Source organism: Hallella seregens ATCC 51272, assembly GCF_000518545.1.
Lineage (GTDB): Bacteria > Bacteroidota > Bacteroidia > Bacteroidales > Bacteroidaceae > Prevotella > Prevotella seregens.
On record NZ_JADU01000030.1, the window covers coordinates 1 to 14542 of the forward strand.

Annotated in this window: 16 protein-coding genes; 2 read left to right on the forward strand and 14 right to left on the reverse strand. The window is 40.7% G+C overall.

Features of this window, described 5'->3' with window-relative positions:
* Positions 1 to 428: 428 nt before the first annotated feature.
* Entirely contained in the window at positions 429 to 857 is a 429-nt protein-coding gene (locus L888_RS0109435) for a DUF3408 domain-containing protein (protein ID WP_027952708.1), read from the reverse strand.
* Between the two features lie 708 nt (positions 858 to 1565).
* Here L888_RS0109435 and mobA point away from each other — a divergent pair.
* Complete coding sequence (mobA, locus tag L888_RS0109440) at positions 1566 to 1982, forward strand: conjugal transfer protein MobA (RefSeq protein ID WP_027952709.1); 417 nt, start codon at positions 1566 to 1568, stop codon at positions 1980 to 1982.
* 86 nt (positions 1983 to 2068) lie between these two features.
* On the opposite strand, the gene L888_RS0109445 is transcribed toward mobA, so the two are convergent.
* The 9 genes from L888_RS0109445 to L888_RS0109485 all read right to left on the reverse strand — a co-directional run bounded on the left by L888_RS0109445 (position 2069) and on the right by L888_RS0109485 (position 10563).
* A complete protein-coding gene (locus tag L888_RS0109445; protein WP_027952710.1) occupies positions 2069 to 2395 on the reverse strand; it encodes an RteC domain-containing protein in 327 nt (108 codons plus the stop codon).
* 315 nt (positions 2396 to 2710) lie between these two features.
* Positions 2711 to 3409 carry a LytR/AlgR family response regulator transcription factor gene (locus L888_RS0109450; protein ID WP_027952711.1) on the reverse strand — a complete coding sequence of 233 codons (699 nt, stop codon included), beginning with the start codon at positions 3407 to 3409 and terminating at the stop codon, positions 2711 to 2713.
* Positions 3406 to 4464 carry a sensor histidine kinase gene (locus L888_RS13545; RefSeq protein WP_084567360.1) on the reverse strand — a complete coding sequence of 353 codons (1059 nt, stop codon included), beginning with the start codon at positions 4462 to 4464 and terminating at the stop codon, positions 3406 to 3408. Before L888_RS13545 ends, L888_RS0109450 begins: the two co-directional genes overlap by 4 nt.
* Before the next feature lie 57 nt (positions 4465 to 4521).
* Positions 4522 to 5529: a histidine kinase gene (locus L888_RS0109460; protein WP_027952712.1), complete on the reverse strand. Its 1008-nt coding sequence runs from the start codon at positions 5527 to 5529 to the stop codon at positions 4522 to 4524.
* 10 nt (positions 5530 to 5539) lie between these two features.
* Entirely contained in the window at positions 5540 to 6667 is a 1128-nt protein-coding gene (locus L888_RS0109465; protein WP_027952713.1) for a serine hydrolase domain-containing protein, read from the reverse strand.
* A 40-nt stretch (positions 6668 to 6707) separates the two neighbouring features.
* Positions 6708 to 7613 (reverse strand): DUF6268 family outer membrane beta-barrel protein, encoded by a 906-nt coding sequence (locus tag L888_RS0109470; protein WP_027952714.1) that lies wholly within the window; start codon positions 7611 to 7613, stop codon positions 6708 to 6710.
* 123 nt (positions 7614 to 7736) lie between these two features.
* Positions 7737 to 8099, reverse strand: a complete 363-nt coding sequence (locus tag L888_RS0109475) for a hypothetical protein (protein ID WP_027952715.1) — start codon at positions 8097 to 8099, stop codon at positions 7737 to 7739.
* A gap of 6 nt (positions 8100 to 8105) precedes the next feature.
* The gene (locus L888_RS0109480; protein WP_027952716.1) at positions 8106 to 9308 is read right to left on the reverse strand and encodes a site-specific integrase; all 1203 of its coding nucleotides are present in this window, start codon (positions 9306 to 9308) and stop codon (positions 8106 to 8108) included.
* Between the two features lie 25 nt (positions 9309 to 9333).
* Complete coding sequence (locus L888_RS0109485) at positions 9334 to 10563, reverse strand: site-specific integrase (protein WP_027952717.1); 1230 nt, start codon at positions 10561 to 10563, stop codon at positions 9334 to 9336.
* A gap of 274 nt (positions 10564 to 10837) precedes the next feature.
* Here L888_RS0109485 and L888_RS14905 point away from each other — a divergent pair, with 274 nt between their 5' ends.
* Positions 10838 to 11107: a tyrosine-type recombinase/integrase gene (locus L888_RS14905; RefSeq protein WP_245594857.1), complete on the forward strand. Its 270-nt coding sequence runs from the start codon at positions 10838 to 10840 to the stop codon at positions 11105 to 11107.
* Positions 11108 to 11784: 677 nt separating this feature from the next.
* Here L888_RS14905 and L888_RS0109500 read toward each other — a convergent pair.
* The 4 genes from L888_RS0109500 to L888_RS14315 form a co-directional block, all read right to left on the reverse strand.
* Entirely contained in the window at positions 11785 to 12249 is a 465-nt protein-coding gene (locus L888_RS0109500; RefSeq protein WP_027952719.1) for a hypothetical protein, read from the reverse strand.
* Positions 12250 to 12515: 266 nt separating this feature from the next.
* Complete coding sequence (locus tag L888_RS13555) at positions 12516 to 12695, reverse strand: hypothetical protein (RefSeq protein ID WP_245594858.1); 180 nt, start codon at positions 12693 to 12695, stop codon at positions 12516 to 12518.
* A 7-nt stretch (positions 12696 to 12702) separates the two neighbouring features.
* Complete coding sequence (locus tag L888_RS13560) at positions 12703 to 13992, reverse strand: hypothetical protein (RefSeq protein WP_052323297.1); 1290 nt, start codon at positions 13990 to 13992, stop codon at positions 12703 to 12705.
* 5 nt (positions 13993 to 13997) lie between these two features.
* Positions 13998 to 14522, reverse strand: a complete 525-nt coding sequence (locus tag L888_RS14315; RefSeq protein WP_052323298.1) for a DEAD/DEAH box helicase family protein — start codon at positions 14520 to 14522, stop codon at positions 13998 to 14000.
* Positions 14523 to 14542: the final 20 nt, after the last annotated feature.

Below are 14542 nucleotides of genomic sequence, written 5' to 3' on the forward strand. Positions count from 1 at the left end.
GCGGCAAGCCGTTTAGACGACAATCTCCACACTTCCATTTCATTGCAGGTAGTATTCTCGCCGTAAAACCTTGTTTGTCCTAAGCCCTACCTTTTTACGCCACTGAAACGAAAACGACCGACCCGACGAAAAGACGCATAAAAAAATGTCGGATATGCGAGAAGCAGGGAAGAAGAAAAAGTTGAAACTCAAACTCTCTCACCTCTGAAATCCGCATAAAATCAGACAAGATGATTTATTCCGAAGTAAGGACGGGACGAATAACCGTTCAAGAAGAACAGATGGAGTAAAGCGGTCGGTAGATTTGCCGACCGCTCCTTTCTTTCGTGAGCTTTGGGCGGACAAAGCCCCTCAATGAAAACCACCTCGTTACTTTTGACTGTGAGTTGATACGGCTCAAAAATAACAAAAAGCCATTACTAGATGCCTCACAATAGTTTCTTAAACTTAATCTCCGCCAATCTGTTGATTTCATCTTTGTAGGTCTCAAGGTGGTGGAGGATGATGTTCTCCACATAGATGCCGATGGTCATATCTCTGTTTCTCATAGACATAACTATCTCTGCCAGCGTGTCCTGCAACTCTTTGGCGATATAGATGGTCTTGCGATTTTTCAAGGTATTGCGACAGATGAAAAGCGACTCATAATCACCCTTGTCAGCCTTTCGCCTTTCTCTTCTTTGGTGCCTTGAAAAATCCTTTAACATTGGCTCGTCATTTGTACGTTCCGATTCGACACTCTGCTCTTCAGATTGAGAGTGTTTTATCTCACTCTCTTTTCTTTTCATGGGAATACCCTGTGAAATAAGTTCTCGGATGGCAACGGGATCTACCTTGCCGTTTTGATTTTCTTTCATACTTACTTAATTTTATTGTCATACAATTCACTGTCCATTTCGTTGTCGGTATATTTACCGATGAAGATGAATATGTCCGCTATCAATGATATGCCCAATAATCGGATTGTACCGGTAGAGGTACATCCTTTCGTTCATATCCTTTCTGTGGAGATATTGATTAGTGCCCATCAATACAATCGTTCGATTGTATCTGCTTTCGCACATTCCCACGTTCGAGTGAAAGAATCAAGGAAATGTTCTTTGACATACCCCCTCGCCTATATCGCTCATCGGAACGTGATGTCATCGAAGACGCATACCTCCACCGACATATTCAACGGTGCAAATATATGGCTCGGTAATGCTGTAATCAGCGTGATTTTCTTTAGTGCGTACTTGTGGCGTCGATTTGGATGGTTGTGGCTTCGTATGAAGTAAGGGATTTAGGCATAACGCTTAGTAACTTTGCAGTAAGCGATAAGTCGGTATCTCATGGCTTTGAAAACATACATTTCGAGAGAATAACATATCGTTCTTCGGAACGAATTTATTTGCGTCAGTGCAAATAGCAAGGTATGTTTTATGCAGCATGACTTCGTTTTTGCAGCATAAACCCCTTGCTCTCCAAGAGAGCTGAAAAAACTCCGAAGTCGTTTTTCTTGAAAGAGAAAATGTCATGTTTTGAATACTACTTATGTCGTGAAACACTAAAATCCAAAGTAAAAAATGAAAATGAAGAAAATTCGGAGCGCACGCTCCAAAGAGAAGACAGAAAAGCGTGTTACGGTCAATTTCACACCGACGGAATACGCTCATTTCCTCACGATGAAAGAGGAAAGCGGTGTACCAAGTCTGTCACTATTCATCAAGGCAAGAATCTTTAATGAGACTTTTCGGGTGATAAAAGTGGATCGTTCGTTGCTTGACTATTATCAAAAGCTGACGACTTTGTATGGACAATTCCGCAGTGTGGGAGTCAATTACAACCAGACAGTAGTCGCAATGAAGAGCAACTTTACAGAGAAGAAAGCCTTTGCCATGCTCGCAAAATTGGAGAAACTGACACTTGAATTAGCAATAATCGGAGGTGAAATCGTGCAACTGACTCGTGAATTTCAAGAGAAATGGCAACATCGACAGTAGCCATTTTACATCGTATTGTTCTTTATTGCAAAAAAAATCAGGCTTCCTTCTCGTTTGGAGAAGCCTGATTGATTATTTTAATGCAATTACCGTTTTTTGAATTTTCCGCCTTTCAGGTCGCTCTCCACCATTCGTTTGTTCAGTTTCTCTCGGAGTTCATCAAGGAAATAGGTGCGGCTGTCATCCTTGCGGCGTTTCATGTTCATATAGACATTGTAGCAGTTCTTGATTTCTATACTAAAGATTTCAGAAAAGGCGTCTGCCAGTTCTTCTATACCGATTTCACCACCGTTGATACAGTTACAGGTGTCGAGTGCGTAAAGCAATTCAACTAAATCTGTCGCTTTGCCTGTCCAACGGAGTTTCTTGGCTGGTTTGACGGGCAAAGCAGGAAGAAACCCCTGTATTCGCATATTCAACAGTTCCAGTTCTGTATCAATGACAGACAATAGCTCTGCCACATTTTTCCCCCGCCCTATCCGATGAGGGTTTCTCTTGCAGAGATTGCAAACGGAAACGGGTATAACGAAGAATACGGAGTATAAAAATGTTATCGTTCTCTTCCGTGTTCAATTTAATGATCTCTTTTATCAAGTTATCAGTTGCATTCCGCTGCTCGTCAGCGGACGATTCATTTGAAGAGAGTACTCTGAATAAAAATGTCTTAACTAATCTTTCCATATGCATTCGATTTTGAATTGTTGATTGGTATATAGCAAAGTCAACTATCATGTCATGAGCCTTTTGTAGAAATCTTCTTTGTAAGTATTGCCGATACCGATTTCATATTTTCCGATGAAGACGTCGTTGGTGTCGAACGATTCTATTTTCTCTAAGTTCACAACATAGGATTTGTTGATGCGGAAGAAAACAGACGGAGGCAGAAGTTCATGGATAGTGCGCAGGTACATCTTGGTAATGATGCGTCGATTTTCTGTTTGTATGATTACATAATCCTTTAAGCCTTCTATAAAGAGGATGTCGTCATATCTGATTTTGAAATATCTACGCTCTGATTTCACGAAGAAGAAATCCACATCTGCCTCCACACTTTCTTTCTCTACATTGATGAGTAGGGTGTGATAGGCAGAAACCTTTTCCACTGCTTTACGGAAACGTTCTTCCTCGATGGGTTTGACGAGGTAATCGGTAGCGTTTACCTCATAGCTATCCAATGCGTATTCGGAATAGGCTGTGGTAAAAACGACAAGTGTTTGTTGCGGGATTTTACGGGCAAAATCAAGCCCGTTTATTCTGGGCATCTCGATATCAAGGAATATTAAATCCACAGGATTGTCTTTTATGTATTCAGTCGCAGATTCTGCAGACTCAAAATTGCCGACAAGTTCCAGCATTGGACTCTTGCGTACCAACCTTTCCAATCCTTCTCGGGCGATAGGTTCATCATCGACGATAATACATTTTATAGGTTCACACATAAGCATACAGTATATTTATTTTCTTCTTCCGTAATGGATAAGGTATAAGACTTTCCGAATAGCAATTCTAGTCTCCGTTTGATGTTTTTCAACCCCAAACCTCCGTAATGATTCGATGTACGAGAAGCGGCCTTGGTGTTTTCGCACTGGAAGTGCAGTTGGTTTTCGGATGCAGCAAACGTGATGTGTATGTTTGTCTTTCCTTTGACTTCAACACTATGCTTGACTGCGTTTTCTACAAAGGGAATAAACAGTAATGGGTATATAGATATATCTTCCACCACGCTCTCTGTCTTGATTTCGTAATACAAGTTTCCACGACGTGTACTTTCCAGTTCCAAATAGTCATGCAAGAAGGAAATTTCATTCCGTATCAGAACTTTTTCTTGCGAGGATTCGGACAACTGATAGCTCAACAAATTTTCAAGCCGGGAAAGAATGGCATATGCCAGTTGTGGTTCTTGTTCTGCTTTAATGTTGGCATTATTGAGCGTGTTGAAAAGAAAGTGCGGATTTATCTGGCTTTTCAGTTGTTGCAATTCTGCTTCTGCCGTCGTCTTTTCCAATTCCGATACTCGACGGCTGTTTTCAGCCCAGCAACGAAACAGTGGTACTACTGAAGTAGAGGCTATCGTCAATCCCAACAATAACATATTTCCCGCGATATTGAAACAAAGAGAGGTCAGCCTGTAACTTTTGGGAACATCGTACAGGGTGTTTTGCACCAGTATGATAAAAAGCATCAACAGAAATACGCACAAACCGATGGAAGCGAAATATCCTGACAACTTATTGCGCAACAGAAAACGAGGAACCAGCAGGCGGGCGTTGGTATATACGGTGCAGGTGAAGACAATGAAATATGCCATCCATTCGCAAAACCTTGCATTCGTGAGCCGTCCGTGTACACTGCCAGTGTTATAGACCATTTCCATTGTCAAGACAACTATAATGCAAAGTACAAGCAGGTTTCCCATTCTATGGAATCCTCCTGTTTGGATTTGTGTTCCAATCTTTTTATTTATCTCTTTCAATAATGCCATTCGATTCTTTATGTTTATTAATTCCCAAAAACTTTATCGGAAAATTTCTTGGAAAGCTTAGGAACTTTTCAAACTCGTTTTGTGTGAAGCGTTTTCTGGTCTTCTTGAGATGGTAAAAATGCGCTTACCCGTTTTGGGAGGATTGCTATTGTTTGTACAGGTACAGACAAGCGTGTCGGCGCATATTTCAATCTCAATTTCCATTCGGTCTTTTCCCGGTGAATTGAATAGATGTTCTTCTACAAACGATAGTAACGTCAATGGAGGAATAAAACAAATACCAGTCCTCATTTGGCAAGAGAGTGTGAAATCGGCGAGAGTCCCGCACTTCTTTTCCAAATTCAGGTAGTCTTTAAGGATTTTGATTTCGGAATTGAGTGGTACAACCGGATTGCTGCAATCGTATAGGCGATAGCGTACAATCCGGCTCAGTGTCAATAATAGCGGAGATACTTCCGGAGGTTCGGTCAGGCATAGTGCAGTTGCTTTTTTCAATTTAGCCAAAAGAAATTCCGATCCGATATTGTTTCTCAAATTTTCCAACTCAACGGTTAGCCTGCGAGTTCCGATTTGTTCCTCCATCTCAGTCATTTGGATCCAATGTTTGTAAAAGACGATTACAGTAATACTCGTCACCGACAATGTCAGTACCGAGAAATCGGAGAAGAAATCGACTGCTTTATTGCGTCCGTCAGAAAAAAAAGAATATGGCCCGAAAGGTATTTGATACTTAAAATGAATGTAATACTCCAAGCCGATATTCGCTATCACGAATGTGAATATTGCAGCGAGCAAGACAGCTGCATATTGCACATACCTTTCTTGTTGTAGCAATTTAGGAATGAAGATGTACATATTCAGATATATCAGCAACAGATAAGCTACTATATGCGCAAATATAATACCACAAACATTTCCGCCTCGAATCTGTTCTCCATAGGTAATAAAAATATGGTTTGTGGAGATAATGCCGATGGAGATGATAAGCAGGAAATGGCGAGTCCATCTGTATTTCTTCTCCATAAGAAAATCATATAATACGCTTTGTTTCTTTCTCTCTTGCATATATATACTATTACTTTTTTGCCAAGTCTTCCATTATTTCAAAACACAATGCGTCTACATTTTTCGCATGAGGATGCAGAAAAGAAACATTGGAAAGAATAATGACTCCACTCTTTTCATTCATATCGAATACCATAGAGGAAGAAAAACCGCCCGTACCACCATTGTGCCAATATAAATCGTTTCCGTTATCTGCCTTTACGATATGCCATCCAAGTGCTACGCTAAGTTTGTCGTTTACTTTGAAAGTCGGTTTTCTTGTCATTGCAAGTTCTTTGTTGCCCATATCAAATTGAGCCTCTAAAAAACATGCCATATCGTTTGCAGAAGAAAGAATACCACCGGCTCCTAAAAACACATCCGAATCCCATATCCAATTGCCGATAGGAACACCTGTGAGGCTTATTCCTTTGACAAGACCGGTTTCTACTAATCTTGCATCTGTATATGAATTATTCATTTTGTACTTTTTGAAGATTTTATTGGAAACGAGTTCCGTGAAACTGCATTTTTCCATTTGACATAACGTATATCCCAACAAACCTGTTCCCAAATTTGAATACAGATATTCTTTCCTATCGGAAGAACAACATAATTGCAACTGATTTCTGAGGTAATACTCTAATTCAGAGTCGCTGTATTTCTGAAAAGGATTTTCCCGCTCTGCTTTTGTACTGTCTGCCAGAAACTCTGAAAGTTGCAAATTGGAGGGATTTTCTCCCAATCCGGATGTATGATTTGACAGGCTTTCAAAAGTTATCCGCACATCATCCTTGAACGTATAAGGGTAAAATTTGTTTATGTCGTCTGTCTGTTTAATCTTCCTTTCAAGTATTGCATCGGCGAGTAATGTCGCCGTAAAGACTTTTGAAATTGAGCCAATCTCAAAAACCTTATCTTTGTTCTCAATATTTTTAATCGTGTCATTTTGCTTTATCATTCCATAAAAATGGGATATCCCATTTTTTATGAGCACGATGGATAGTTGAGTTTCATTAGACAAATCCTTTGTCTTTTCAAATATTTTTCGCGTCAGGTTTTCTCTCAAACCAGTTAAATCATTTACGACATTCTGTGAAAAAGTTATTCCATGTCCAAACAGGGGTATCAAAAGGAATAGCGCGATTTTTATTGTCATATAATCTTATAATGTATTAAACGTTATACTTGAGCATTTATTATAATCCGTATCGGATACCTATTGAAAAATAGGGAGATACGCCGAAATGTGGGTAGTTGTCTTTGCTGCTGAAGAAAGCCTTCAATGTCCGTGAACGAAAATAAGCTTCTCTTGATGCGACAATTCCTCCAACAATAGGGATAGAAATATATTGCCCAATTCTGAACTCTGGTTGAATACCTATATAACCATACTGCATCACGAAATACTTCTTGCTGCCATTTTTTTCTACTGCAGCCATAAGTCCTTTGGATTCCGCATGTATTCCCAGATAGAAACTCTTACTAAATCGTGTGCTGATTTCTGCCTTGAATGTATTATACATGGATAATTTGAATTTGTATTTTCCCTCTATTTTCCAATCCAGATATAAGGACGGAAAAATCATTGGATACCCCAGCGCATTATTCAACGCAATACCAGTCCCCCAGTCCAAATTCTTGTTTGCGTGTCTGATAAATAATACACCTCCCTGACCGAGGAATGAACTGCCTGACAATTTATTCAGATCAGAGGTGTACACTCCTGCTCCTAAAATGGCAAGTATAGACCAATTCTCATTAAGCGGTCGCAGATGCATAATTCCCATTTGAGCATTCATAAGTTCTTTCTCTGTAAAATCCGACGGCATTTCTTTATTCTTCATGGAAGCGTATGTACCATCCAAAGCGACAATCCAAGCCGTCAGTCTCCTGTTTTCATTCTTCCTTATATATAAAGGAAGTTTCACAGAGCCTTCAAAGGTCTGTAAGTTTCCTTCACCACCGATTTTATTGCCATTCTCATCTTTATATACAGATGGAGCAATATATTCTGACTTTAATTGAATCTGGGCAAACATATTCGCTTTTCCCGATAATAGGAACAGCATAAAAACATATATCCTAATTATTCTTTGATCCATAATAGTATTATTTTTGACACAAAGATACCGTATAAAACAATCAGGTTTCAAGAAAATAGACAAATTATAGGTTTTCAACATACAAAATGGGGTGTTTGAATATACTAACATTCTTCTTCATACTTAGTTCCACCATCCGTGTTTGCTATGATGCACAATTAGTGGAGAAAAAAGTATTTTCTTCTCAATGAGTTTGCTAATTATCCATTTTCGGAAGAGCTTTGCTTGTGGAGAAGGAAAGCGAAACGACAGCATCGTTATCATTTCAAGGTTGTATAAATCCACTGCACCGCCCCTAAACGATAGCGTTTGCATCACCTCATCTTCTCTGAGCAAGCCCTCTTTGAGGATAGACTTGATGTGGCTGCTTACCTTACCGGAGAATACACCGAACAAGGTGGCTATTTCGCAAGCCGACATCCAAACGGAAGTTGTCGGGATATGTACTTTTCCGTTCTCTCCAATGGTTATGATTTCTCTTTTCATAGTAATTCAATATTCATTGTTTTTTCTTCTTTCGATTAACCTATCCATATCCTCTGCAATCTTCTTCTCGGAAATCTTCGCATAGATCTGCGTGCTGGTGATGGAGGCGTGTCCCATCATCTTGGCAATGCTCTCCGTACAAATCCCCTCGGAAATCAAGAACGATCCGAAGCTGTGCCGGGCTTGATGATAGGACAGATTCTCTTTGCGTCCGATAATAACGCCCAGTTCGTGTATCTCAAACCACATCATATCCCTGCTTGGCAGAGGAAAGACTGGCTGTGTGTCATCGGTCGTATTGTACAAATCAAGTATCTGCTCCGCTATCGGATGCAGAGGAATGAATGACTCTATCTTTGTTTTCTTTCTATTGATTCGGATATACCGTCTCCCTTCTGCAGTTCGCCCGATATGGTGCGGATACAACAGCTGGGTATCGACATAGGCGAGTCCCGTAAAACAGGAGAAAATAAAAGCCCTGCGAGCCAATTCCTTCAATGGATCATTGGCGGGCAGTTTCAGCTCCATCAGTTGTTTCAGTTCAGTCCTGCTGATATGCATCCGCTTGGAGGGCGGTTTCTTCTCATACTCCAACTCTTCCAGAGGATTGGTACGGATGATCTCATGGTCTACGGCAAGATACATCAGTCTGTTCAGCCAACAAAGACAATGGTTGGTCTGCGAAGCTCCGAAGTTCTTGTACCACTTCAGGTAGACCTTATATTCCCGTCCGAATTCCTCTGTGATGTCTGAAAAGGCAATGTCCGTCTTGCCTTTCGAGTCCAAGAACTCACGGATATAGCTCTGGTAATACCGAGAACTCCTGTAGGTCGAAGTGGAGTCGATTTCCTTGGAGTGGACGGCAAGGCGTTCCCGTTCCCTTTCTCCCATTTTGAGCAGATGGGTAGGAATGACCGCATGACCTGCAATTTTGTTTTTCAATAGTTCGGCACTGACCACACCCTGCTCTTTGAGCATTTCATCATAGAGCTGCTCCGCATGCTTGCGAAACTCTTTCAGGCGATTGTTCGTCCGCACCTCTACGGTCTCCGCCTTTTTGGCATTCCACTGTTTGGGATTGCAGGAGATGCCGGTGGTTATCGTCGTACTTTTCCCGTCAATGGAGATTCGGCAGAGTACGGCGGTCGTGCCGTCCGCGCGGACTTTGCTTCGGTTGATGTATAACAATAAAGAAAATGTGCTACGCATAATTCGTTTGTTATCTATGGGGTGTTTATAATATGAGTTTCAAATCCTTTGTCGCTTCGATGTATTTGTCCATATCCTCGAAAAGCTTCTTGGGCGTAATCTTCGCATACACCTGAGTAGTTTGCAGGTTGGAATGCCCCAGCATCTTGCAGATGGTCTCGATAGGAACGCCGGCTTCCAAGGTAATCAGCGATGCAAACGAGTGCCTGCCGGCATGGTAGGTCAGGTCTTCCTTGATGTCGGCAAGGACAGCCAGACATTTCATGAGGCGGCGCATATTGGGATAGTGCAACATCGGGAAAAGAGTCTGACGGTCGTCATCCCTGTATTTCTCTATCAAGGCAAGGGCTTCGGGCAGCAGCTTGACACAGGCACGAAGCTCGTTTTTCTTGCGGCGGTATTTAAGCCACAGCCCGCCATTGTCATCCGTGAACAGATTGTCACGTGTAACGGAAACGGCATCGGCGTAGGCTGTTCCCGTATAGCAGGCAAAGAGAAAGAGATCTCTTGCCAAGATATGGGAGGCGCGATGTTCGGGGATTACCAAGTCACGGATTTTCTCGAAGGATTCTCGGCTTAGGGCTTTCGGCGTTTTTTTCTTTGGTTGGGGAAGACTGAAGTGGGCGAAGAAGCATCTGTCGGCATGTCCCTCCTTATAGGCTTTTCGGCATACTTTCTTGACGATAGCCAGATAGTGCCGGCAGGTATCTATGGCAAGTCCTTTCTCGTCCAAGATGAAACTCTGGTAATCGTGGATAAACTGCTCCGTCATCTGACCGAAAGCAACGTCTTTGGTGCGAAACTCCTTTTCGATGAACTCTGCCAAGGTTCTCCGGGTATAGATATAGGCAGGGTAAGTTCCTTTTGCCCGGTCTATCCCGATACGCTTCCTCAGTTCCTCACAGACGATGTCCGTCATTCCCAACAGGGGCATCTGTGTTTCGAGGCTTCCCTGAAACAGGTTCTTGACAGCTTCCGCATCGAATTCCGCGTTTCTTCCCACAAGCGTGTCGAATGCCGTGTGGATGGAAAGCATCAGCTTGTCCAGCTTCGCATTAGTCTCCACGGCTTCATGGCTCTTGCCTTTCAGACGGCTTTCACGAGGATTCCATAAATCGGGCGTACAGGAGATTTTGCAACTGAACTGCACCATCGAACGATTGACGGTGATACGTCCCATGATGGGGGCTTTGCCCGACTTGTCCAATCGGCTCTTTTTGAGGTAGAGCAACACCTTGAATTTCTCTATTTTCATATGCTTTAATTCTATGGGCAAAATTACCCGTTGTTAAAGCGTTCTTTGACAAGCAAAACATTGAGGAATAGTGAGATAGAAACCTCTCTATAGAAATCTCTCCTTTTTTTCGTTACCTCACTTCATTGGGGAAACCGGTGGATAACGGTTTGGTAACCGAAAGGATTCAATATTCCGTGCCGGATTGCTTTTCTGCCACACTCGCAGAATATAGAAAAACACCTAATTCTCAATCTGTTACCGGTTTATTCTCTATATTCTCCCAAATCCTTAAATGAACGATATTTTCCACATGGCCAGACATACCTTTGCAACCATTATGAGGGAAAAAGGCTATGATGCTGATGTGGTTTGCATTATGCTGGGACACGCTGACGATACAATGGTTAAAGAGGTATATGCACATAATGATGACACCTTAAAGACTGCCAAGCTAAAGAGGGCAATGGCAAAGGTTGAAGGTGAAAAGTCTAGTAAAAGTGCCCTACAATTACTGTTTGCTTATGACAAGTTAAAGGAGCTAGAAAGAAAGAAGGAAGGATGATAGTATAGACATACTTACCCTTCCATTGTGCAAAGAGTGTGTCTTCATTATAAAGAGCACTGCCAATCTAGGCAAGGCAAAACGGCAAATAGCTAATGTCGATGAGGAAAAGAGGGAGCAGTTTGCAAGTAAAACATCCTATACTATGGTATATCGGCAAGCACACTGTAGATACAGACCTATATAATTTATATGAATATAAGTGCAAGGAACTTGGCTTAACTGACAATATAACCGATGCAGACCAACTAATCCAAACGTGGCAGCAAGAATGGGACAATGAGGAGTTAGAATATAATTCAGAGGAAGTGAATTAGATTATAGTGGCTATCCAAACAACCCTAATAAGAATCTAATTAGTAATATTGAGAAATATAATGCGAAAAGATAGGAAAAAGTTTGGGAATCTTAAATATTTATTGTATATTTCCAATAAATAATATTTTAAAAGTTTAATTATGAATAATCAAGAAGGTGATTTTATCACTAATTTTGTTAGAAAGATTGGCGCAGATAAGGTATTTAAAATTATGATGCACCAATGGGGACTACTTAAAAATAAAAAGTAGTAATAAATAAATCCAGCTTATTAGGCTGGATTTATTAGATTATTTAATGATATAAAACATTATAACAAGAAAGCCAGCTCCAACTAAGGAACTGGCTTTACATTAAATTTAATATATCAATCCGTCTACAAACTCCAGATAATTCCACTGGCTGTATTTCAGACTTATATATTCGGCCTTTTCAGTGTCAAAGCTGACTGTCCGGCCATCATCCATTACATAGACACCGACAAGTTTATTAGTGCCCTTTACTACCCCGTAATAGGCAGTACAGTTAGGCTTGCCCTCTTGGAAATTGATAAGGCCATACTTTCTGTACTTAGATATACTGTCATTGCTTATATATGGATTGGCCTTTACTTTACTGGCCAGTTCATTGCTCTTTTTAAGCAGTAGATTGTCATAGTATCTAATGGAATCTATATCACAATAATCTCTTTTCTTTACTATGCTGAAAGCATCCAATTCAACTCCCATTTTGTCGGCATATTCATATAAAGGCTTATACTCCTTGTTGCAGCCAGTTAGTAATAATGTTATCAATGTTGCGATAATAAATAGTGTCTTTTTCATAATTTAAACGTTAGTGCGTGTTTTTTAGGTAATAAATAAGTATCTTTACAAACTTCTTTTGTCTTATGTACTGTAGAGTTGGGTAGCCATTTTCCTTCCACCTTGACTTTACCTTCATCAATTAGCCGCTTGATGTCTCTGTATCTGAATAAATACATATTGTTGCTGAAAAAATTACCATCCAGCAGCTGTAGGTTTCCCCCTTGCTCTACAGCTCCTCCATATAATCCAGCTTCTGCTTTTCCATTATATAGGTATCGTAGCCTTCATATCTTGGGGCTTCTGTCCTTTATCTCTACTCCCACCCTTTTACCTTCTTTGGTAAAAAAGCAGTCTATTCTGTCATAATCTCCCTCTGTAAACTGTATATCTGTAGCTCCAAAGCTGACTAGAAACTTCTTTAGTTTCTTTCTGCCAACTAACTCTGATTTTTGAAAATCATTCATACTTAAATTAAATTTTAAAGGTTAGTTTCTCTTTCAATATATAATATCCTCTGTATTGTACCCCATCTATGCTCTTTCTAGCATCTTTAACCTCAAACCACTGTTTAATGTCTGAAGCCTTGGCTTCCTTGGCAATTCCCAGTAGTCTGTAGGCATTGCCTATAACGGCTTTCATCCTTTCATTCTTTATAAACTCATTATAGTTAATACTCTCTCTGATAATCTTAATAATCTTGGTGCTGTCATTCAGTCTGCCATTCTTGCTCAACAGCAGCTCCCTAACTCCCTTTTTGGTGTATCTTACAGACTTAACTTCCTCTGGTGTCAGCTTATATACAGCATCCCTAACCAATTCCTCACTGCAATATCTGTCCAATGTAAAAGGGTCTAATTTCCTCTTGGCATCCAGAGCTTTCAAATAGGTATCCTTGAAGGACAGTTTCTTAGTTGCCTTTGCTATACTTTCCAAATTGCCAGTCTCCCTACTAAATTCAGCACTGCTGCTTAGTGCTCCAATCCCGTCATTGGCCATCTTGACTGACAGTCCGTTTTTATAGACAACTTGATTAACCGTATAATTGTACAGCTCCAGCTTGGGCAGAGTGTCATAAAAGACAAATCTGCCGTTCTTTGCAGCTATATACTTGTTATTGAAGCTCTTCATAAGAATATCCCTTTGTGTCTCATCCTCCAAGGAGTTGAACAGCTTAACCAGCCCTTTGGCGGCTTCCAGTTCTCTGTCTACCGTCTCTTTCATATCATTGTAGGTAACATCTAATTGCAAGTCCTTGTAAGTTTTGTTAAAGATGTGTATTATAACATTTCTGAAAGGATTGGTGGCCGTTCTTATTCTACCAGCTATCTGTGGTATGTCCGTATCTATGCTGGCTTGTGTATGGGGATTGAAAGCAGTGGAGACGACAAAGCACAAGGCCGTGTCTGATTCATAATCAACCCCTTCAAAGGATTTACAAGTAAGGAAGGTGAACATCTTGTTCGGGCAGTTGCTGTTCTCTATCTTGAATCTGCCCAGTTTCTTTTGGTTTTCCTCCGTATTGGCACATATAATCCTAACATCCTCCGGCTGCAAGTCTGTACACTCTATCAGCCTTACTATATCCGTTACGCTGTTAATAAAGAAAAAGGCCTCATAGCTTTTAATGCCGTTTAATTCCAGACAGCCTTCTGTCTTGTAATTTTTGATTATGTTGGCAGCCTTCACATAAGGTTTGTTAGTGTATTCCAACTTTACCATTAAACGGTCCGCATTGTCCCAGACAGCTTCCACTTCCTCCAAACCGTTTAGAGCATCCGGCCTAAAATCCGAATTGATGGGGGGGCACTCATAAAGCAGACAGACTTATATTCTCTGTAGTTTTCAAATATGCCGTTGATGGCAGTATGTCTATAGCTGTAAGCCTTTAGCAGTGAGTGGTACTCATCGACCAATAACTGATAGTCCTTGGTGTCTATAAACTCTTTCAGTTTGGGCAGCTTGTCATAAGTGCAAATAATCTTCTTTACACCCTCTTTCTTTACATATTCCTTTAAACCCTTCTTGGTCTGATAGTCAAAAGTGCCAAATATGCCAAACACTTTCATCATACAGCCATCCTTAAACCGGACAGTGCCAATTCCACTGTCCACCCTTTTAATCTTGTTGATTATCAGTTCTACAGTTGGGACTGCAATAACATAATCTATATTATTCTTCAATGCAATGGTTGTACCGCCACAACCAGTAATCTTCTTGTTAAAGATGCAATTTTGCGGTAAATCGGTTAAATGCAAAAACCCGTCATTGGATTTGATAGCTAATTGTTTCATAGTATTAGAAAAATAAAAAG

Excerpts from the sequence above, each read along its gene's own strand:
- L888_RS0109470 (WP_027952714.1), bottom strand. The coding sequence starts at position 7,613 with ATGGATCAAAGAATAATTAGGATATATGTTTTTATGCTGTTCCTATTA.
- L888_RS13555 (WP_245594858.1), bottom strand. The coding sequence starts at position 12,695 with ATGAATGATTTTCAAAAATCAGAGTTAGTTGGCAGAAAGAAACTAAAG.
- L888_RS0109500 (WP_027952719.1), bottom strand. The coding sequence starts at position 12,249 with ATGAAAAAGACACTATTTATTATCGCAACATTGATAACATTATTACTA.
- L888_RS0109480 (WP_027952716.1), bottom strand. The coding sequence starts at position 9,308 with ATGCGTAGCACATTTTCTTTATTGTTATACATCAACCGAAGCAAAGTC.
- L888_RS14315 (WP_052323298.1), bottom strand. The coding sequence starts at position 14,522 with ATGAAACAATTAGCTATCAAATCCAATGACGGGTTTTTGCATTTAACC.
- L888_RS0109460 (WP_027952712.1), bottom strand. The coding sequence starts at position 5,529 with ATGCAAGAGAGAAAGAAACAAAGCGTATTATATGATTTTCTTATGGAG.
- mobA (WP_027952709.1), top strand. The coding sequence starts at position 1,566 with ATGAAAATGAAGAAAATTCGGAGCGCACGCTCCAAAGAGAAGACAGAA.
- L888_RS0109435 (WP_027952708.1), bottom strand. The coding sequence starts at position 857 with ATGAAAGAAAATCAAAACGGCAAGGTAGATCCCGTTGCCATCCGAGAA.
- L888_RS0109445 (WP_027952710.1), bottom strand. The coding sequence starts at position 2,395 with ATGCGAATACAGGGGTTTCTTCCTGCTTTGCCCGTCAAACCAGCCAAG.
- L888_RS0109465 (WP_027952713.1), bottom strand. The coding sequence starts at position 6,667 with ATGACAATAAAAATCGCGCTATTCCTTTTGATACCCCTGTTTGGACAT.
- L888_RS0109485 (WP_027952717.1), bottom strand. The coding sequence starts at position 10,563 with ATGAAAATAGAGAAATTCAAGGTGTTGCTCTACCTCAAAAAGAGCCGA.
- L888_RS14905 (WP_245594857.1), top strand. The coding sequence starts at position 10,838 with ATGAACGATATTTTCCACATGGCCAGACATACCTTTGCAACCATTATG.
- L888_RS0109475 (WP_027952715.1), bottom strand. The coding sequence starts at position 8,099 with ATGAAAAGAGAAATCATAACCATTGGAGAGAACGGAAAAGTACATATC.
- L888_RS13545 (WP_084567360.1), bottom strand. The coding sequence starts at position 4,464 with ATGGCATTATTGAAAGAGATAAATAAAAAGATTGGAACACAAATCCAA.